Genomic DNA, 20238 nt, shown 5'->3' with positions numbered 1-20238 from the left:
GAGCAGAAAAACCTTCCTCAGTAGAACGTTTCTTTTTACGCTACGCAAGATTGTTCCATGTAGAGATGGCATGATTCACTAATCCGGCGCCCTGAACCGATATCCGATGCCGGTTTCGGTCAGCACGAACTGCGGACGCTCGGGATCGGCCTCGATCTTCTGGCGGAGCTGGCGGACATAGACGCGCAGATATTGCGCATCCGTCAGTTCGTCCCACAGCTCCTTCAGCAGGAAGCGATGGGTCAGCACCTTGCCGGCATGCTGCACCAGCACGCGCAGCAATTCATACTCCTTCGGCGACAACTTCACCTCGCGCTCGCCGACCTTGACGATGCGGCGGACCAGGTCGACCGAGAGGTCGCCGGCGCGAAACACCGGCCGCTCGCCCTGCACCTGCAATTGATGGCGCAGCGCCGCGCGCATCCGCGCCAGCAGTTCGTCCATGCCGAACGGCTTGGTCAGATAATCGTCGGCGCCGAGGTCGAGCGCCTGCACCTTGCCGGCCTCGTCACCGCGGCTTGACAGCACCACGATCGGAACGCTCTCGTTACGGCCGCGGATCATGCGCAGGAGATCATGGCCCTGGATGTCGGGCAGCCCGAGATCGAGGATGATCAGCGCCGGGTTCTCGGCGAGCTTTTCCAGCGCCAGCTTGCCGTTCGAGGCTTCAAGGACGTCATAGCCCCGCGTGCTCAGCCCCATCCGGAGCAATTTGCGGATCGGCGGCTCGTCATCGATGACCAGGACCTTGATCGAGGCGGCGCTCATGCGGCGGTATCCAGCGTATCCGACGCCGCCGGGACCGACAGGCGGATGGTGATGACAGCGCCGGAACGATCGGCACGGTTGGCGGCCGAGATCGTGCCGTGCATCGCCTCGACGAAACCGCGGGAAATCGCCAGCCCAAGGCCGGTGCCGGGACGGACGTGATCGCCCTTCTGGGCGCGATAGAACTTGTCGAACACGTTTTCCAGCTCCGCCGGCGGGATGCCCCCACCCTCGTCGATGATCTGCAGCAGGACCTTCGCCTGATCGCGTATCCCCTTGATCGAGATCGTCGTGCCGGCGGGAGCATACTTCGCGGCATTGTCGAGCAGGTTGAACAGCACCTGCTCGAACAGGACGGCATCGATCTCCAGCATCGGCAGGTTGGGGTTAATCTCCAGCGACACCTTGTGATGGCTGAGAATCTTTCCGGCGCGCCGCAGCGCGCTGCCGACGATCTCGCCGATATCATGCGGCGTGGCATTCGGCATGACGGCGCCGGATTCCAGCCTGGTCATGTCGAGCAGGTTGGCGATGAAGCGGTTGAGCCGCTCGGATTCGTCGATCATGGTGCCGAGCAGTTCGTTCTTCTGGGCATCCGTCAGCCCGGCGCCGAGATCGCGCAAGGTCGAGGCCGCGCCGAGCACGGACGCCAGCGGCGTCTTCAGATCGTGCGAGATCGAGGTCAGGAGCGCGCCGCGCAACCGGTCGGATTCCACCGTGCGCTTGACGCGGTCCATGTCCTCGACCAGCAGCACACGCTCGATCGCAAGCGCGCCCTGGTCGACCAGCGCGTCGAGGAGACGGCGCTGATCCGGCGTCAGCAGCGGCCCGGTGCGGTCGTCGTCGATGCCGATGACGCCGATCGCGCCGCGGCCGGTGCGGGTTGGCAGGAACAGCCGCCTGGCGCCGGGCAGCGTATCCGAGCCGCGTCCGGCCGGACGATCATTGCTCCAGGCCCAGTTGGCGGCCGCGAGATCCGCCTGGTCGAGCTGGTCCTCCGGCGGATAGCCCGACTTCACGGTCAGCACGCCGTCCTCCGGCAACAGCAGCACCACGCGCACTTTCAGCATCAGTGCAATCTGGTAGGCCGTCGCCCACAGCACGTCATCCAGCGTCGCGGTGCCCGCGAGCTTCCGGCTGAACGCATAAAGCGATTCAGTGGTGCGCACCCGCCCGATCGCGGTATCGGCCTGCGACCGCACCCGCGCCGCGACATTCGAGACGAGCAGCGCGATCAGCATGAAGAAGAAGAACGCCGTCACATTGGTCGGATCGGTGATGGTGAAAGTAAAGACCGGCGGCAGGAAGAAGAAATTGTAGCAAAGCGACGCCGCAACGCTCGCCAGCAGCGACGGCCACAGCCCAAAGCGCGCCGCAACGCCAACGACAGCAGTGAGGAACACCAAATCGACGTTCTCGATGCCGCCAAACATCTGCCGGATCAACTGGGCTGCGGCGAGGCCCATTCCGACGAACAACAGCGCCATCAAATAAGGCCGCGGATTGAACGGCTCCTGTCGCGCCGCGGTCTGCACGGCCGCTTTCACCACGCCCTGATCATCGCCGGCAATGACGTGCACGCTGATATTGCCGGCGCGTCGCACTAGGTCGTGCACGACGGAACCCCGCGTCAGCTCGAACCACCAGGAGCGCGACGACTTGCCGATGATGATCTGGGTGACGTTGTTGGCATGCGCGAAATGGATGACGTCGTCGGCGATGCGGCGGCCGACGCCGGGAATGGTCAAGGCCTCGCCGCCAAGCGCTTCGGCAAGCCGCATGGTATCGGCAAGGCGATCGCGCTGCTCGTCGGTAAGGTGCAGGCTGCGCCGCGTCTCGATGCTGACGGCCGTCCAGGGCGCATGCAGCCGGTCCGCCAGCCGCTTGGTATAGCGCACGAGGCCTGCCGCGCGCGGATCTTCGCTGACGCAGACCAGGATGCGCTCGCCGGCGGCCCAGGGACCCGCGATGGCATTGGCCTGCATATGGTTGAGCAACTGCTCGTCGACGCGCTCGGCGGTGCGCCGCAGCGCCAGTTCGCGCAGCGCGGTCAGGTTGCCCGGCGAGAAATAGTGCTCCAGCGCCCGCTCGGCCTGCCTGGGAACGTAAACCTTGCCCTCCTTCAACCGCTGGATCAGGTCGTCGGGCGTGAGGTCGATCAGTTCGATCGCATCGGCGCGATCGAAGATGCTGTCAGGCACGGTCTCGCGCACCCGCACATGCGTGATCTGCGCGACCACGTCGTTCAGGCTCTCGATGTGCTGGATGTTGACCGCCGTATAGACGTCGATGCCGTGCGACAGCAGCTCCTCGACGTCGAGATAGCGCTTGGGATGGCGGCTGCCCGGCACGTTGGTATGGGCGAGTTCGTCGACAAGGGCAATCTGCGGCCGCCGGGCGATCAGCGCATCGAGATCCATCTCCTCGAGCGTCTGCTCCTTGTAGGCAAGCCGCCGGCGCGGCAGCACTTCGAGGCCGCTGAGCAGCGCTTCGGTCTCGGGCCGCCCGTGGGTTTCGACGATGCCGATGACGACGTCGGCGCCGGCCTTCTTCCGGGCGTGGGCGCTCTGCAGCATCTCATAGGTCTTGCCGACGCCGGGCGCGGCGCCGACGAATATCTTGAGTCGGCCCGCATGTCTCTCCTCGCGCCGGGCCGCTTCCAGGAGGGCTTCCGGCGAAGGACGCTGTTCGGGGTCACGGCGATTTTGGACCATGCGGCAATATAGTCCTCACGCGCCGATGGGCCTAGCCGCTCTCATTTGGAAGCCTCGTCCAATGCCAGATTCAGCGCCAGGACGTTAACTCTGGGCTCGCCCAGCAATCCCGCCATGCGGCCCTGGACGTGCTCGGCAACCAGTTCTCGGACGCGCGCCTCCGGCCGATTGCGCGCCTTGGCCACGCGCGGCACCTGAAACAACGCGCCCTCCGGCGAAATATCGGGATCGAGCCCGCTGCCTGACGTCGTGACGAGATCGACCGGCACGGCGGCGGAAGGATTTTCGGCCTTCAACATCTCGACATCTTGCTTGATCCGGCCTGCCAGCGCCCTGCTGGTCGGACCGAGGTTGGAGCCGCCGGAATTCGCCGCGTTGTAGGGCGCGGATACCGTTTTGGTGGAATCGTCCGGGTCCGGCGCCGAGGTCGCGGACGGCCGGCCGTGGAAATATTTGTCGTCCTTGAACTCCTGCCCGATCAGCGCCGAGCCGATCACCTTGCCATCTTTCTCGATCAGGCTGCCCTGCGCCTGTTTCGGAAAGATCACGCCGGCGATGGCGGTCATCGCGAGCGGATAGGCAAGTCCGGTGATCGCGGTGAGCAATAGCAGGATGAGGACAGCGGGGCGGATTTCTCTGAGCATTTTTGATCTCCGTTAGTTTCTCCATCATTGCGAGCGCAGCGAGGCAATCCATGGTGCCACGAGCGGATAGATGGATTGCTTCGTCGCTTCGCTCCTCGCAATGACGGTGAAGTTCAAGCCAATCCCAGGGCCGCGACGGCGAGGTCGATCGCCTTGATGCCGACGAAGGGAACGATGATGCCGCCGAGCCCGTAGATCAAAAGATTACGGCGGAGCAGCGCCCCTGCCCCGACGGCCCGATAAGCGACGCCTTTCAGCGCCAACGGAATCAACGCGATGATGATCAACGCATTGAAGATGATCGCGGACAGGATGGCGCTCTGCGGGCTTGCCAAATGCATGACGTTGAGCACTTCGAGCTGCGGATAGAACGCCAGGAACATCGCCGGAATGATCGCGAAATATTTGGCGACGTCGTTGGCGATCGAGAACGTCGTCAGAGCGCCGCGGGTCATCAATAGCTGCTTGCCGATCTCGACCACCTCGATCAGCTTGGTCGGGTTGGAATCGAGGTCGACCATATTGCCCGCCTCGCGGGCGGCCTGCGTACCAGTGTTCATGGCGACGCCGACATCGGCCTGCGCCAGCGCGGGCGCGTCATTGGTGCCATCGCCGCACATTGCCACCAGCTTGCCCCTGGCCTGCTCGTCGCGGATCAGCTTCAGCTTGTCCTCCGGCGTTGCCTGGGCGAGGAAATCGTCGACGCCAGCTTCGGCGGCGATGGCCGCGGCCGTCATCGGGTTGTCGCCGGTGATCATCACGGTGCGGATACCCATGCGGCGCAGCTCGGCAAAGCGCTCACGGATGCCGCCTTTGATGATGTCCTTCAGGTGCACGACGCCGAGCAGCTTGCCGTCGCGCGCGACCGCCAGCGGCGTGCCCCCGGCCCTGGCAATCTCATCGGAGATGACCTGCACCTCGCGGCCGGCTTCGCTCAAGGGAGGCTGCAGCGCGCGGACTATATTGCCGGTAGCCACCGTCTGCACACCGCCACCGACATGGCTGAGGATGGCGTCGACCGCGCCCTTGCGGACCGAGAGCGAGCCGGCGTCGATGCCGCTCATGCGCGTCTGCGCGGTGAAGGGAACGAAGGTGGCGTTGAGCTCCTTCATGTCCCGGCCACGGATGCCGTAATTCTCCTTCGCCAGCACGACGATCGAACGGCCCTCCGGCGTCTCGTCTGCGAGCGATGCGAGTTGCGCCGCGTCAGCCAGTTCCTGCTCGGTGACGCCGCGCACGGGACGGAACGCCGTCGCCTGGCGGTTTCCGAGCGTAATAGTGCCGGTCTTGTCGAGCAGCAGCGTATCGACATCGCCGGCGGCCTCGACCGCACGGCCGGACATCGCGAGCACGTTGAAGCGCACCAGACGGTCCATGCCGGCGATGCCAATCGCCGACAACAGCGCGCCAATGGTGGTCGGAATCAACGTGACGAACAGCGCGACCAGCACCACGACCGAGATCGAGCCGCCGGCATAGGCGGCATAGCTCGGGATCGTCACCGTGGCGAACACGAAGATGATGGTGAGGCCTGCGAGCAGGATGTTGAGCGCGATCTCGTTCGGCGTCTTCTGACGCTCGGCGCCCTCGACCAGCTTGATCATGCGATCGATGAAGGTCGAGCCCTGGGCGGCCGTGATGCGAACGCGGATCCAGTCGGACAGCACCTGCGTGCCGCCGGTCACCGCCGAACGGTCACCGCCGGATTCGCGGATCACGGGCGCGGATTCGCCGGTGATGGCCGCCTCGTTCACGGAAGCAACACCCTCGATCACCTCACCGTCGGACGGGATGTTGTCGCCGGCTTCGACCAGGACGATGTCGCCGACCTTGAGCGCGGTACCGGCGACGAGCCGATAGTCGCGGGTGGAACCCTCGAGCAATTTCGCCTGGCTCTCGGTGCGGGTCTTTTTCAGCGATTCCGCCTGCGCCTTGCCGCGGCCTTCCGCCACCGCCTCGGCAAAATTGGCGAACAGGACGGTGAACCACAGCCACAGGATGATCTGGAAGGTGAAGGCAAGACTTTCGCCGCCCGTCACCAGGTTGCGCAGGAAGATCACGGTCGTGAGGGTGGCTACGATCTCGACCACGAACATCACGGGGTTCTTGATCATCAGCCGCGGGTCGAGTTTCGCAAAGGCCGCCCTGATCGCGGGCACGACGATCTTCGGATCGAGCATTGCCGACTCCGTCGTCTTCTTCTGCAGTTTCATGGATTCCATGGCCGTAACTCCGAAAACGCCGCTCAGAACAGGGTGTTCGCGTTCATGGCGAGATGCTCGACGATCGGCCCGAGCGCCAGCGCCGGAAAGAAGGTGAGACCGCCGATGATCACGATCACGCCGACGACGAGACCGACGAACAGGCCGCCGGTGGTCGGCAGCGTGCCGGCCGAGGGCGGGATCGACTTCTTGGCGGCGAGCGAGCCCGCCATCGCCATTGCCGGCACGATCATGAAGAAGCGGCCGACGAACATCGAACTGGCGAGCGTCAGATTGTAGAATAAGGTGTTGCCGGTCAGCCCGCCGAAGGCCGAGCCGTTGTTGCCCGTGGCGGACGTGAAGGCATAGAGCACCTCGGTAAAGCCGTGCGGGCCGGCGTTGGCCATCGATGCCACCGCCGACGGCAGCACCACGGCGACAGCGGTCCAGCCGAGATACATCAGGGGCAGCACCAGGATCGCCAGCATCGCCATCTTGACTTCGCGCGCCTCGATCTTCTTGCCGACATATTCCGGCGTACGGCCGACCATCAGGCCGGCAACGAAGATCGCCAGCACGACGAACAGCAGCATACCGTATAGACCGGCTCCGACGCCGCCGACGATGATTTCACCAAGCTGCATGTTGATCAGCGGGATCATGCCGCCAAGCGCGGTGAAGCTATCGTGCATCGCGTTGACCGCACCGCACGAGGCCGCCGTGGTGATGACGGCGAAGAGCGAGGACGCGACGATGCCGAAGCGAACTTCCTTGCCTTCCATGTTGCCGCCAGTCAACCCGAACGAGGCAAGCGTCGAGGTGCCGCTGGCTTCGGCCCAATAGGTGACCGCAACACTCGACAGAAACAACACGCCCATCACCGCAAGGATCGCCCAGCCCTGCCGCTCGTCGCCGATCATGCGGCCGAACACGTTGGTCAGCGCCGCGCCGAGCGCGAAGATCGAGACCATCTGCACGAAATTCGACAACGCCGTTGGGTTCTCGAACGGGTGCGCCGCATTGGCGTTGAAGAACCCGCCGCCATTGGTGCCGAGCATCTTGATCGCGACCTGCGAGGCCACGGGGCCGACCGCGATGGTCTGCTTCGCGCCCTCCAGCGTCGTCGCCTCGACATAGGCGCCGACCGTCTGCGGCATGCCCTGCCAAACCAGGAACAACGCGTAGACGATGCAGATCGGCAACAGCACATAGAGTGTGCAGCGCGTCACGTCGACCCAGAAATTGCCGATCGTGCGCATCGAGGAGCGCGAAAAGCCGCGGATCAGCGCCACCGCCAGCGCAATGCCTGTTGCCGCCGACAGGAAGTTCTGATGCGTCAGCCCCACCATCTGGGTCAGATAGGACAGCGTGCTTTCGCCGCCGTAGTTCTGCCAGTTGGTGTTGGTGATGAAGGAAATCGCGGTGTTGAACGACAAGTCCGGCGCGACAGCGGATTGTTCAGCCGGATTGAGCGGCAACAGCGCCTGCAGGCGCATCAGGCCGTAGATGATCAGGAAGCCGCCAAGATGGAACAGCAGCATGGCGACTGCATAGGTCAGCCAATGCTGCTCGCGCTTCTCGTCGACACCGCCAATCCAGTATAGTCCCTTTTCAACCGGCTGCAGGATCGGCGAAAGGAACGTACGCTCACCGTTGAAGATACGCGTCATATACCAGCCGAGTGGTTTGACGAGCGCGACGATGATCGCGCAGTAGAGGACGATCTGCATCCAGCCGATGAGTGTCATGGCAAACCTTTCAGGATTTCGGTGCGGCCAGCAGCAGCTTGACGAGCACGACGAGCGGCGCCGCGGTCGCAACGAAGGCCAGCACGATGGCGGCGAGCGTGGTCATGACGGCTTCAGAACCGCTCCGGCCGCAGCAGCGCGCAGGTCAGGTACAACAGCAGGCCGAGCGAGACGAGACCGGCGAGCGAATAATCGAAGATCATGACGCCTCCCTACAGCCGCTCGCAGGCATAGGCGTAACCGACGCCCGCCACGAAGAAGCCGAGGGCGAGCGCCAGCATCAGAACGTCCAGCATGGTGAATGCTCCCGTGCGCGGTATCCGCGATGCCGGATGGCCCGTCACCGCAGTTGACGGGGCTGAGGTGCCATCAGGCGCATAGGTTTTCGAGACGGGAGGGATGCTGACGTTATAGGAATCTCATAAGGAGGCGGCTCTCCCCTTGCCCAGAAGGGCCGCCAGGCGCGGCGAATCAGTGCGCTCGGGGGGCCGGACAGGCGATGGCGCCGCACGAGGCCCCCGCGCCGCGGAAGCAGATCTGCAGCGGGGATTTCGTGCAAAGACTCGCGTTTTCCCGGTGCAAATCAGGTACCCTCCCTGCTTGAGACCGTATAAAGTACCGACCGGCCAGCGATCCGGCAGGCGGAGTGACTTTCATGACTGCCATATCGATTAACCGACTAATCCTTCCCCTGCTGGCGGCAGCTGTGACCGGCAGTGTCGGCTTCGCCATTCAATACGGTCTGCAGGAGCAGCCGGCCAGAAACATGGCTGTAACGACCGCGCCGGGGGGCTCAAGGCCTGGTTTTGATGCGCGGGAACAGAATGCGGCCTCGCTTGCGAAGGCAAAGTCGGAAGCAAGCGCCTTCGTGGATTCGCTGATCGGATCGCCCCCACCGCCTGAAAACAGCGACGGCGTTCCGACGTTCGACGTCGCCCGCATCGAGCCGTCGGGCGAGGCGGTCGTCGCCGGCCGGGCAACGCCGGGCGCGACGGTGGAACTGCTGCGCGATGGCGAAGTGCATGATCGGGTGGTCGCGGATGCATCCGGACAATTCGTCATGGTGCCGCCCAGGCTGCCTTCCGGCACCTACGACCTGACACTGCGCGCGAAACAGGCGGACGGCAAGCAGGCAACATCCAAGCAGCGCGTGACCGCAGTGCTGGAGCCGAAATCGACCGAACAGCCGGTCGTCGCACTGGTCACGCCCGACAAGCCTATCGTCGTGCTGTCGCAACCGGCGGCGCCGAAAGCCGTGACCGGCGCGGTGGTCGTCGAAACCGTCGAGATCGAGCGAGGCGGCAAGTTTCATGTGAGCGGCAAGGCAAACCCCGGCGCGACCTTGCGGCTTTATCTCAACGACAGTTTTGTCACATCGGTCACGGCCGGTGCGGAGGGGCGTTTCGCGGTTACCATCAATGAAGGGGTCGCACCGGGCAACTATCGCGTCAGGCTCGACGAGACGTCGGGTTCCGGCGCCGTCCGCGCCCGCGCCGAGGTGCCGTTCACTGCGCCCGACACAACGGCGTCGGTATCAGCACAGGCCGCGACGTCCAGCCGCCCGGGTACAGCCTCGCAACAGCCGCAGCTTGCAGCCGCAGATGGGACCGTCCTGCCGGGCAGCAGTTCGTCGCCTTCCACCGTGGTTGTTCCCAAGATCACGACCACCACGGTCTCGCGCGGCGACAGCCTCTGGCGCCTGAGCCAAAACTCATACGGCGCAGGAACGCGCTATGCGGTCATCTACAAGGCAAACAAGGAACAGATCCGCAATCCCAACCTGATCTACCCCGGCCAGGTGCTTGTGGTTCCCGCGCAGTGATGACGGAGGATCGCGGAAGCGCGCTACTCCGCCGCTGACTGAATCGCCACCTTTTCGGCCCGAACCGCGCAGAACTTGAATTCGGGAATCTTGCCGAACGGATCGAGCGCCGGGTTGGTCAGAAGATTAGCCGCCGCCTCCGCGTAGCAGAACGGCATGAACACCATGTTCTCGGGCACGTCGCGGTCGGAGCGCACCTTGACCTCGACCGCGCCACGGCGGGTCTGCAAGCGGATGAAATCGCCGGGCCAGACGTTGAGCTTGCGCATGTCCTTCGGCGACATGAACGCCACCGCCTCCGGCTCGATCTGGTCGAGCACGCTGGCGCGGCGGGTCATCGATCCCGTGTGCCAATGCTCGAGCACTCGGCCCGTGGACAGCACCATCGGATATTCGTCGTCAGGCACCTCGTCCGGCGCAATCACCTTGGCCGGCACGATCTTGCCGCGGCCGCTTTCGGTCGGGAATCCCGTGGTGAAGATGATCTCGTTGCCGGGCTTGTTCGGATCGTCGACCGGATAGGTCACCGCGCCCTCGCGCACCAGCCGCTCCCAGGTGATGTTCTTCAGCGACGGCATCACCTGCGTCATCTCGGTGAACACATCGGCCGGGCCGTTGTAATGCCACGGCAGGCCCATGCGCTTGCCGATCTCCTGGATGATCCAGAGATCCTGCCGCGCATCGCCCGGCGGCCGGATCACCTCGCGCGCGAGCTGCACGCGGCGGTCGGTGTTGGTGAAGGTGCCGCTCTTCTCCGCAAAGGCCGAGGCCGGCAGGATGACGTCGGCGTGGAAGGCGGTCTCGGTGACGAAAAGATCCTGCACCACCAGATGATCGAGCATGGCGAGCGCTCCGCGCGCGTGCTGCAGGTCAGGGTCCGACATCGCGGGGTTTTCGCCCTCGATGTACATGCCGTGGATCTGGCCGGCGTGGATCGCGTTCATGATCTCGACCACCGTCAGGCCGCGCACGGGATCGATATCCTGATCCCAGAGCTTCTCGAAGGGCTCGCGCAGATCGGTGCGGCCGACCGGCTGGTAGTCCGGCAGGAACATCGGAATCAGGCCGGCGTCGGAAGCGCCCTGCACGTTGTTCTGGCCGCGCAGCGGATGCAGGCCGGTGCCGGGACGTCCGACCTGGCCGGTGGTCAGCGCCAGCGCGATCAGGCAGCGCGCATTGTCGGTGCCGTGGATGTGCTGGCTGACGCCCATGCCCCAGAAGATGATCGAGGCGCGCGAACGCGCATAGGCCCGCGCCACTTCCTTCAGCGTGTCGGCCGGAATGCCGCAGATCGCTTCCATCTTCTCCGGCGGGAATTCCTTGATGCGCTCGGCGAGTTCGTCAAAGCCTTCGGTGTAGCCCGCGATGTACTGCTGGTCGGTCAGCCCTTCGGTGATGATGGTGTGCAGCATCGCGTTCAGCATCGCGACGTCGCTGCCGGGCTTGAAGGCGAGATGCTTGTACGCATGGCGCGACAGCGTCTGCTGGCGCGGGTCCATCACGATCAGCTTGGCGCCGCGCTTGGCCGCGTTCTTGATGTAGGTCGCCGCGACCGGATGGTTCACGGTCGGATTGGCGCCGATCACGATGATGACCTCGGCGTCCATCGCCGCGGCAAACGGCGCCGACACCGCACCGGAGTTCAGCCCCTCCATCAGCGCCGCCACCGATGAAGCGTGGCACAGCCGCGTGCAGTGATCGACATTGTTGGAGCCGAAGCCGGTGCGCACCAGCTTCTGGAACAGATAGGCCTCCTCGTTCGAGCCCTTGGCCGAGCCGAAGCCGGCGAGCGCCTTGACGCCCTTCTCGTCGCGAATCTGCACGAGGCCCCTGGCCGCGAGATCAAGCGCCTCTTCCCATGAGGCCTCGCGGAAATGCGTGAAGGGGTTGGCCGGATCGACCTGGTCGTTGGCGTCCTTCTTCGCGTTCGGCAGCCGCACCAGCGGCCTGGTCAGGCGATGCGGATGATGGATATAGTCGAAGCCGAAGCGGCCCTTGACGCAGAGACGGTTGTGGTTGGCGGGACCGTCGCGGCCCTCGGCGTAGATGACCTTGTCGTCCTTGACCTGATAGGTGACCTGACAGCCGACGCCGCAGAACGGGCACAGCGAGTCGACCTTCTTGTCGGCGTAAGTGACGCGGGTCTGCTTCTCGTCCAGCATCACCGACGGCATCAGCGCGCCGGTTGGGCAGGCCTGCACGCATTCGCCGCAGGCCACGCAGGTGGATTCACCCATGGGATCGTCGAAGTCGAACACGATCTTGGCGTCGGCATTGCGGTAGGCCATGCCGATGACGTCGTTGACCTGCACCTCGCGGCAGGCACGCACGCAGAGGCCGCACTGGATGCAGGCGTCGAGATTGACGCTCATCGCGGGATGGCTGGTGTCGCTCTGCCAGCGTTCAGCCGCCGGGAAGCGGCTCTCGGTGACCTCGACCTTCTCGGCCCAGTGCCAGAACTTCGAATCCGGATCGTGCGAGGTTTCGCGCGGAGGCTGGTCGGCGACCAGCAGTTCCATCACCATCTTCTGCGCGGCGACCGCGCGGGCGCTCTCGGTCTTCACCTTCATGCCGACGCTCGGCGTGCGCTTGCACGAGGCCGCCAGAACGCGCTCGCCTTCGATCTCGACCATGCAGGCGCGGCAGTTTCCGTCGGGCCGATAGTCGGGCGCCGGCGAATAGCAGAGATGCGGAATTTCCCTCTGGTGGCGCTTGGCGACCTGCCAGATGGTCTCGCCGGCATTGGCCTCGACCTGCTTTCCGTCGAGTTCGAACTGGATCCTGGTCATTCCGCGGCCTCTTTCGGCACGAATTCTTCCGGAAAATATTTGATGACTGATGTCAGCGGATTCGAGGCGGCCTGCCCAAGACCGCATATCGAGGCATCGCGCATCGCCTGGCTCAACTGGTCGAGCAGTTCGCGGTTCCAGACCGGCCGCTGCATCAACAGCGCCGCCTTCTGGGTGCCGACCCGGCACGGCGTGCACTGGCCGCAGCTTTCATCCTCGAAGAACTTCATCAGGTTCAGCGCCGCATCCTTCACACTGTCCTGCTCGGACATGATGACCACGGCCGCGGAACCGATGAAGCAGCCGTATTTCTCCAGCGTGCCGAAATCGAGCGGGATGTCGTCCATCGACGCCGGCAGGATGCCACCCGACGCGCCACCGGGAAGATAGGCATGGAAGGTGTGGCCGTCAGCCATGCCGCCGCAGAACTCGTCGATCAGTTCGCGCACCGTGAGGCCGGCCGGCGCGAGCTTCACGCCCGGATTCCTGACGCGGCCCGACACCGAATAGCTGCGCAGGCCGTGGCGACCATTGCGGCCATGCGAATTCCACCAGGACGGCCCCTTCTCGACGATATCGCGCACCCAGAACAGCGTCTCGATATTGTTGATCAGCGTCGGCAGTCCGAACAATCCGACCTGGAAGGGATAAGGCGGCTTGTGGCGTGGCAGGCCGCGCTTGCCCTCGATGCTCTCGAGCAGCGAGGATTCCTCGCCGCAGATGTAGGCTCCGGCGCCACGACGGATGTGGATCGTCGGGCCGCCGGGCGGCAGCTTGGCGAGTTCGAGAGGAAGCAGCTTGAGCGCCGCCGGGTATTCGTCGCGAAGATAGATATAGACGTCGGTCGCATCGACGATATGCGCGCCGATCAGCGTACCCTCGAGAAACCGATGCACGTCGCGCAGCAGATAGAAGCGATCCTTGAAGGTGCCGGGCTCGCCCTCGTCGCCATTGACCGCCATCAGACGCGGGCCGGGCTCGCCGAGCACCGCGCGCCATTTGCGTCCCGTCGGGAAGCCGGCGCCGCCCAGTCCGCGCAGGCTGGAATCGTCGAGCGCCTTCAGGATGTCTTCCTTGCTGACGCGGCCGGCGCGCAGGTCGCTCAACAGCTTGTAGCCGCCGTCCTTCACATAGGCATCGTAGTCGACGTATTTCGGAATGATCGGATGGGTGTCGCCGCGTTCCGCCGTCGCCAGCACTTCTGATGTCGTCGCACTGAAAACGTAGTGGTGACCGACCTCCGCCACCGGCGCCACGTCGCAGAGTCCGACGCACGGCGCGCGCACCACGCGAATGCCGGGGCCGGCCTTGTCCTGCAATTCATGCAGCAGCTTTTCCGCGCCCATCATCGCACAGGTCAGCGAGTCGCAGACGCGGATGGTCAGCGGCGGAATGTCCGCCTCGCCTTCCTTCACGATGTCGAAATGCGCGTAGAACGTCGCGGTCTCGAATACTTCCGCAAACGAGAGCTTCATCTCGTCGGCCAGCGCCGCGAGATGCGCCGCCGAGATCTGATGATATTTGTCCTGGATCAGGTGCAGGTGCTCGATCAGGAGATCGCGGCGCCGCGGCCGGTCACCAAGCAGCAGTTCGATCTCATGGGCGGCTGTGGGGTCGACCTGGCGGCCCTTCGGCGTCGCCTTGGCCCGCTTCCGTCCGGCACCCGGATGTTCGAACGAGCGGACCTCGTGCACGTTATGGACAGTCATCGATAGCGTCTCGTTCCCTGGACCTTGGATTAGATCGACTCTAATCTCTGGTATGCCAGATGCCAAGCCAATTGTGGCGTCTTGTTAAGGATTTAATCCGCCGGCTATGACGGCGCTTGGGCATTTGCGCCCTCGGCGACCTCAGCGCGGTCGCCCTGCCTGACGCGACATCAGACCCCGAAACGACGGCGTGATCAATAAAGCCAAACCATGCTGCGATAGCGAAGACTTATCGAGCAATGGTGACCTCAAATTGGCGAGACGCCGTGGGGAATTATCCCCACGGCGCCCAAACCATCAAAGGATCTTGACGGCGCTTTCCAGCGTCTTCCAGACGCCCCACAGCAGCGGAATGCCGACGAAGGCCCAGAACAGGGCGGCCCTGGCGTCGAGCCCGCCGAAGCCGATGCCATAGGAGCCCGACGGACCCGAGTTCCCGGCGCCGGCCGTCGCCGCCTGCAGCTTGGCAAGCTCGGCTTCGCTCATGTGCCACTTCTTGTCGACCGGCTTGACCAGATAGTTGCAGATCAGGCCCGCGATCAGCATCGCGCACAGGATATACATCGTGGTGTTGTAGAGCTGGTCGCGCGGGACGCCGGCCGCGAGCTGAAACTCGCGGATGTAGTTCACCACCACCGGACCGATGATGCCCGCGGTCGACCATGCCGTCAGCAGGCGGCCATGGATGGCGCCGACGAACTGGGTGCCGAACAGGTCAGCCAGATAGGCCGGCACGGTGGAGAAGCCGCCGCCATACATCGACAGGATGATGCCGAAGCCGAGCACGAACAAAAGCTTCGAACCCATCGCAGCGAACGTCGGCGCCAGCGCATACAGCACGATGCCGAGGATGAAGAACGTGTAGTAGGTGTTCTTGCGGCCGATCTTGTCCGACAGCGACGCCCAGAAGAACCGGCCGCCGATGTTGAACAGCGAGAGCAATCCGGCGAAGCCTGCCGCGATGCCGGCAATCGTCGCCTTCTGCGTTGCGTCGAGCTGGTTGAAGCCGACGTCGGGCAAGCCGATCAGCTTGCCGGCGAAGATCTCCTGCAGCATCGGCGAGGCCATGCCGATCACACCGATACCGGCCGAAACGTTCAGCGTCAGCACCCACCAGACCAGCCAGAATTGCGGCGTCTTGTGCGCATTGTCGAGATGGACGTTGGCCTGCGAAATCATCGCATTCGACTTCGACGGCGGGGTCCAGCCCTCCGGGCGCCAGCCGTCCGGCGGGATACGATAGCGGAACGCGCCGACCATCATGAAGACGAAATAGATCACGCCCATTGCGACGAAGGTTTCCCAGACGCCGACCGAGGTCGGGGTCTTGAAGTAGTTCATCAGGAGGTTGGCGAGCGGCGCGCCGATCATGGCGCCGCCACCGAAGCCCATGATGGCCATGCCGGTCGCCATGCCGCGGCGATCGGGAAACCATTTCACCAGTGTCGAGACCGGCGAGATGTAGCCGAGACCAAGGCCGATGCCACCGACAACGCCGGATCCGAGCCACATCAACCAAAGCTGATGGGTGTAGATGCCGATCGCACCGAGGAACAGCCCGCCACACCAGCACAGCGCAGCGACAAAGCCGGCCTTGCGCGGGCCCGCGCGCTCCAGCCAGCCGCCCCACGCCGCAGCCGAAACGCCAAGCACGACGAAGAAGAGGGTGTACATCCAGCCCATGCTGGCGACCTTCCAGTCGCAGGTGGTGGTGAAGAGTTCCTGGACCAGCGACATGTCGGGACACGCCTTCGGCGCATTTAGCCCGATCGCGCGCGACAGCGGCAGCCAGAACACACTGAAGCCATAGGCCATGCCAATGCAGAGATGAATGCAAAGCGCCGCCGGCGGCACCAGCCAGCGGTTGAAGCCCGCTGTCGCAATCGTTCGCTCCTTGTCGAGCAATCCCGTCCCACCACCGGGAATGGTCCCGGCGCTGCTAATCGATGTCATCGTTGTTTTCCCCTGCGGCCCGCCTTGGGCGCCTGTTTAGTGTTTTCGGTCCATCGTCTGTCACGCAGCGGAACAGCCCCATCCTGCCATTCCATGCGACTCCGGACGCGCGGAACCGACGCGCGCATCCGAAAGCATCCACCCCGATGATTTTCTGATTGCGACCGCAGCAATGCCAACGAATTGAGGTGAGATTTTGCCGGCGTGTATGCGGGCGACAACTAAACTGATCCGCGCACCGCGGTTGTCGTCCCTCCCTTTTCAGTTGTTGAAAAGGTGCCAGCAATCCGTGTGCCAAATCGCACGATGCGTGAAATCAATGGGTTGTCAGGTTCCAGCCTGCAACCCAGGACAAATTGTCCGGATACGCCGGACAAAATGTCCGAGAATCCCTGATCAATCGGCTTCGGGAAGCCAGACGCGGAACGTACTTCCGCGGCCCACTTCGCTTTCCACCACGATCTGGCCACGCTGGCGCTTGATCAGTGTCTGACTGATGGAAAGACCAAGGCCGGTGCCTTCCCGGCGCTTGGTGGTGAAGAACGGGTCGAAGACCTTTTCGACGACATCAGCGTCGATGCCGATTCCGGTATCGGCCACCTCGATGGTGATGCCTGATACGCCGTCGCGGTCGGCGTCGTATGAACGAAGCGTCAGTCGCCCGCCCTCCGGCATGGCGTGGATCGCGTTGACGATCAGGTTGATCAGCACCTGCTGCAGTTCGGTACGATTCATCAGGACCAGGCGGCTGGCACGGTCCTCTCTCTCCACACTGATATCAGTCTTGTTGAGGAGGTGCTGCACCAGGGGCAGGCAGTCCGCGACCACGGCTCCCGGCGCATGGCGCTCGACATAGCCGGCATATTCCTCGGGCCGGGCGAACTGCAAAAGCTTGGTGACGATCTGGCTGATGCGGTGGATCTGCTCGTCGACCAGGCGAAACTCGACCTTGGCCTTTTCGACCTCGTCGCCGATCACGCTTCTGATAACGTCGAGATTGCCCTGCATCACCGCGATCGGATTGTTGATCTCATGCGCGACTCCAGCGGTGATCTCGCCGATCGCCGCGAGCTTCTCCGACATGATGAGCTGCTTGGTGGTCGCCTCGAGCTTCAGATTGGCAAGCTCGAGGTCGCGGGTTCGCTCGCGCACCCGCGTGTTCAACTCCTCGTTCCATTCGCGCAGTTGGCGGTCGCGCTCCTGGATCTGGTCAAGCAGCGTGTCGAGATGGAACGCCACACGGCCGATCTCGTCACCCGACGCCCGCAATTTGGTGCGGGCGGAGAGATTGCCGCTCTCCACTTCGCCGATCGTCGCGGTAACGCGTTCGAGCGGCATGAAGATCGACTGTGCCCAGCGCAGGAAGATCGGCACGGTCGCTGCCGTGATCGCGATGAAGGCAAGCGCGATGATCAGCAGCGTCTCGAGCTTGGCGTCGTCGAACGGCTTCTGCAGAAAGCCGACATAGAGCATGCCGACGCGCTGGCCATAGGTATCGACGAGCGGCTCATAGGCCGAGATGTACCAGTCGTTGACGACGAAGGCGCTGTCGAGCCAGGTGTGCCCCTCGCCCAGGACCGCGGAGCGCACCGCCGCCGAAACCCGCGTCCCCAGCGCGCGTCGCCCCTCGAACAGACGGACATTGGTCGAGATCCGCACGTCGTCCAGGAACAGTGTAGCGGTTCCCTTGCTGCCTTCCGGCAGGCTGGCCGCCTGATAGACGAGGTCATTGATGGTATCGATGAATTCCAGATTCTGATTCAGCAGGATGCCGCCGACGAGGGCAGCCGGACCGCCTCCGGGCGCCGTTGCGCGGCTCGCCGCATGCACCACCATGCCGTGGGTTTCCGCGTTGCGGTCGGTCGGCACGGCATTGGGCGTCGGCACCAGATCGAGACGCGCACGCTCGGCCAGATCAGGCGAAATCGCCGCAAGCTCGGCATTGGTGAAGATGTCGATCCCGGTCGACGGAGACTGGCCCGACAACGCCGAGGTGATGATCGGCCAATCCGCCCTTGGCGTCCCCTTGAACGCCGGGGACGAGGCGATGACCTTTCCCCCGGCGTCCATCAGATAGAGGAAGTCGAGACCCATCTCCTTGCGGGATTGTTCAAGCAGGGTCTCGACCGTCGCGAGCGTTTCCTGCTCTTCGACCTCCCGAAAGCGGAACGAGAGGCTGAGGCCGCGAATCTGGACGCCGGTCTTTTCCAGAATGCGCGCCAGATATTGATGGGCAATGGTGAGATCGCCATTCACCTTCGAGATCAGCGTCGCATCGAACCGCGCATTCCAGCGATAGGCAGCCACGCCAAGCAGCAGCGGCAGGATGACCAGCATCGGCAACAGCGCGATAGCGAGCAGCCGGAAGCGGACAGATCGCCCGCGCAGCGGCCCATCGATGCTGTTTCGATCACCCATTCCACGATGCGAGTTTGCGGTCGATGGTCTTGCGCGAGATGCCGAGCCGCCGCGCCGCTTCCTCGCGATTGCCGCTGGCCTCCTTCAGCACCGACAGAATGTGCCGCTGTTCCATATCGGCCAGACTGCCGGCGGTGGCGGCTTGCCCGTCGCTCCGCGGTCCCGCGAAATCGTCGGGGAACGCACCGAGGATCAGGGTGCGCTCGATCAAATTGCGCAGCTCGCGCACATTGCCCGGCCAGTCGTAACTCGCCAGCGCGGTCCGCACGGCGCTGTCGATCGGAACCGGCGGCATGCCAAGCTGCATCGAGAGCTTGTTCATGAAGATCGCCGCGAGTTCCTGCACGTCGTCGTCGCGGTCCTTGAGCAGCGGCAGATGAATCTGCATGACGTTCAGGCGATAATAGAGATCGGCGCGGAAGCGTCCCTTTTCCACCGCCTTCTGCAGGTCGGCGTTGGTCGCAAAGATGAAGCGCAGATCGACCGGCACTTCGCGCTCGGAGCCGACCGGCCGGACGCGGCGATCCTCCAGCACACGCAGCAGCTTGCTCTGCATCGGCAGCGGCAGTTCGCCGATTTCATCGAGGAACAGCGTGCCGCCATGCGCATAGAGGAACAGCCCCTCGCGGCCGCTGTCGGCGCCGGTGAAGGCGCCCTTGATGTGCCCGAACAGTTCGCCCTCGATCATGTCAGGGGGAATCGCGGCGCAATTGACCGGTACGAAGGGCTTGTCGGCGCGATCGGACAACGAGTGGATCGAGCGCGCCGCGACTTCCTTGCCGGTGCCGGACTCGCCGGTGAGCAGGATCGATGTCGGCAGCGGAGCGACGCGCGCAACGGTTTCCCGCACGTTCCGTGCCGCCGGCGATTCCCCGATCAGATTATCACGCAGGAAGGTGCGATCCGATGACGCCCGCAAGGCATAGCGCAGCACATAATTCTCGCGCTGCAGCCTGACACGGTCGAGGCAGCGCGCCACTGCGTTCAGGATCTGGTTGGAGCGGAACGGTTTCAGCACGAAATCGACCGCGCCGGCGCGCAGCGCCTGAATGGCGGTGTCGAGATCGGCATAGGCTGTGATCAGGATGGCGTCGGCAAAGAACCCGACCGCGCGCTGCTCCGCCAGCCATTCGACGCCGTTCTTGCCCGGCATGATGTTGTCGAGAATGACGATATCGAAGCGGCTCTTGTCGAGCTTGCGCGAGGCTTCGTCGGTATCGGCCGCCTCCTCCACATGCTTGCAGCGCGGGCCCAGCGTTCGCATGAGGAAGTTGCGCATGCCGGGTTCGTCATCGATGATCAGGATCGAGGCATGCGCCAGCGCGCTGAACTCGGGGCCGCCGGCCGATTTGCCGGGTTTCCCCACCGGTTCGTTGACCGTGGCAGGGACTGCCGGTGCGCTCGCCTTCGATGTCGGGAGGTTCATACCGGGCTTTCTAGGACCGCATGTCGCACCCGGCAATCGTACGTTC

General features: G+C 64.0%; 13 protein-coding genes. 1 reads left to right on the top strand and 12 read right to left on the bottom strand.

All coding sequences use genetic code 11. The annotated features are described in order from the left end of the window. Positions 1-78: 78 nt before the first annotated feature. The 7 genes from V7E26_RS00725 to V7E26_RS00695 all read right to left on the bottom strand — a co-directional run bounded on the left by V7E26_RS00725 (position 79) and on the right by V7E26_RS00695 (position 8419). Entirely contained in the window at positions 79-768 is a 690-nt protein-coding gene (locus V7E26_RS00725; protein ID WP_324412398.1) for a response regulator transcription factor, read from the bottom strand. Continuing rightward, on the bottom strand, positions 765-3482 hold the full coding sequence (locus V7E26_RS00720) for a sensor histidine kinase KdpD (RefSeq protein WP_324412396.1): 2718 nt from the start codon (positions 3480-3482) through the stop codon (positions 765-767). Before V7E26_RS00720 ends, V7E26_RS00725 begins: the two co-directional genes overlap by 4 nt. A gap of 41 nt (positions 3483-3523) precedes the next feature. Further along, positions 3524-4126 carry a K(+)-transporting ATPase subunit C gene (locus tag V7E26_RS00715; RefSeq protein WP_324412394.1) on the bottom strand — a complete coding sequence of 201 codons (603 nt, stop codon included), beginning with the start codon at positions 4124-4126 and terminating at the stop codon, positions 3524-3526. Between the two features lie 113 nt (positions 4127-4239). Beyond that, a complete protein-coding gene (gene kdpB / locus V7E26_RS00710) occupies positions 4240-6348 on the bottom strand; it encodes a potassium-transporting ATPase subunit KdpB (RefSeq protein ID WP_324412392.1) in 2109 nt (702 codons plus the stop codon). 23 nt (positions 6349-6371) lie between these two features. After that, complete coding sequence (gene kdpA, locus V7E26_RS00705; protein WP_324412390.1) at positions 6372-8075, bottom strand: potassium-transporting ATPase subunit KdpA; 1704 nt, start codon at positions 8073-8075, stop codon at positions 6372-6374. A 113-nt stretch (positions 8076-8188) separates the two neighbouring features. Continuing rightward, complete coding sequence (locus V7E26_RS00700; RefSeq protein ID WP_324412388.1) at positions 8189-8278, bottom strand: K(+)-transporting ATPase subunit F; 90 nt, start codon at positions 8276-8278, stop codon at positions 8189-8191. A gap of 9 nt (positions 8279-8287) precedes the next feature. Further along, positions 8288-8419, bottom strand: coding sequence for a hypothetical protein (locus tag V7E26_RS00695; RefSeq protein WP_324412386.1), 132 nt, complete (start codon positions 8417-8419; stop codon positions 8288-8290). Positions 8420-8730: 311 nt separating this feature from the next. Between V7E26_RS00695 and V7E26_RS00690 the strand changes: the two genes are divergently transcribed. After that, positions 8731-9897 (top strand): LysM peptidoglycan-binding domain-containing protein, encoded by a 1167-nt coding sequence (locus V7E26_RS00690; RefSeq protein ID WP_324412384.1) that lies wholly within the window; start codon positions 8731-8733, stop codon positions 9895-9897. 23 nt (positions 9898-9920) lie between these two features. Here the strand turns inward: V7E26_RS00690 and fdhF are convergent, their stop codons facing one another. The 5 genes from fdhF to V7E26_RS00665 all read right to left on the bottom strand — a co-directional run bounded on the left by fdhF (position 9921) and on the right by V7E26_RS00665 (position 20192). Then, positions 9921-12686 carry a formate dehydrogenase subunit alpha gene (gene fdhF, locus V7E26_RS00685; RefSeq protein WP_324412382.1) on the bottom strand — a complete coding sequence of 922 codons (2766 nt, stop codon included), beginning with the start codon at positions 12684-12686 and terminating at the stop codon, positions 9921-9923. Then, on the bottom strand, positions 12683-14395 hold the full coding sequence (locus tag V7E26_RS00680) for an NADH-ubiquinone oxidoreductase-F iron-sulfur binding region domain-containing protein (RefSeq protein ID WP_324412380.1): 1713 nt from the start codon (positions 14393-14395) through the stop codon (positions 12683-12685). The genes fdhF and V7E26_RS00680 overlap by 4 nt, the downstream gene beginning before the upstream one ends. A 297-nt stretch (positions 14396-14692) precedes the next feature. Continuing rightward, positions 14693-16348, bottom strand: a complete 1656-nt coding sequence (locus tag V7E26_RS00675) for an OFA family MFS transporter (RefSeq protein ID WP_324412378.1) — start codon at positions 16346-16348, stop codon at positions 14693-14695. A 396-nt stretch (positions 16349-16744) separates the two neighbouring features. Continuing rightward, positions 16745-18766, bottom strand: a complete 2022-nt coding sequence (locus tag V7E26_RS00670) for a sensor histidine kinase (RefSeq protein WP_324412376.1) — start codon at positions 18764-18766, stop codon at positions 16745-16747. Continuing rightward, a complete protein-coding gene (locus V7E26_RS00665) occupies positions 18759-20192 on the bottom strand; it encodes a sigma-54-dependent transcriptional regulator (RefSeq protein ID WP_324412374.1) in 1434 nt (477 codons plus the stop codon). Before V7E26_RS00665 ends, V7E26_RS00670 begins: the two co-directional genes overlap by 8 nt. Positions 20193-20238: the final 46 nt, after the last annotated feature.

This window comes from Bradyrhizobium sp. (assembly GCF_036735945.1).
GTDB lineage: Bacteria > Pseudomonadota > Alphaproteobacteria > Rhizobiales > Xanthobacteraceae > Bradyrhizobium.
The sequence above is the reverse complement of the archived record's forward strand: the minus strand, read 5'-3'. Positions and strand labels throughout refer to the sequence as shown.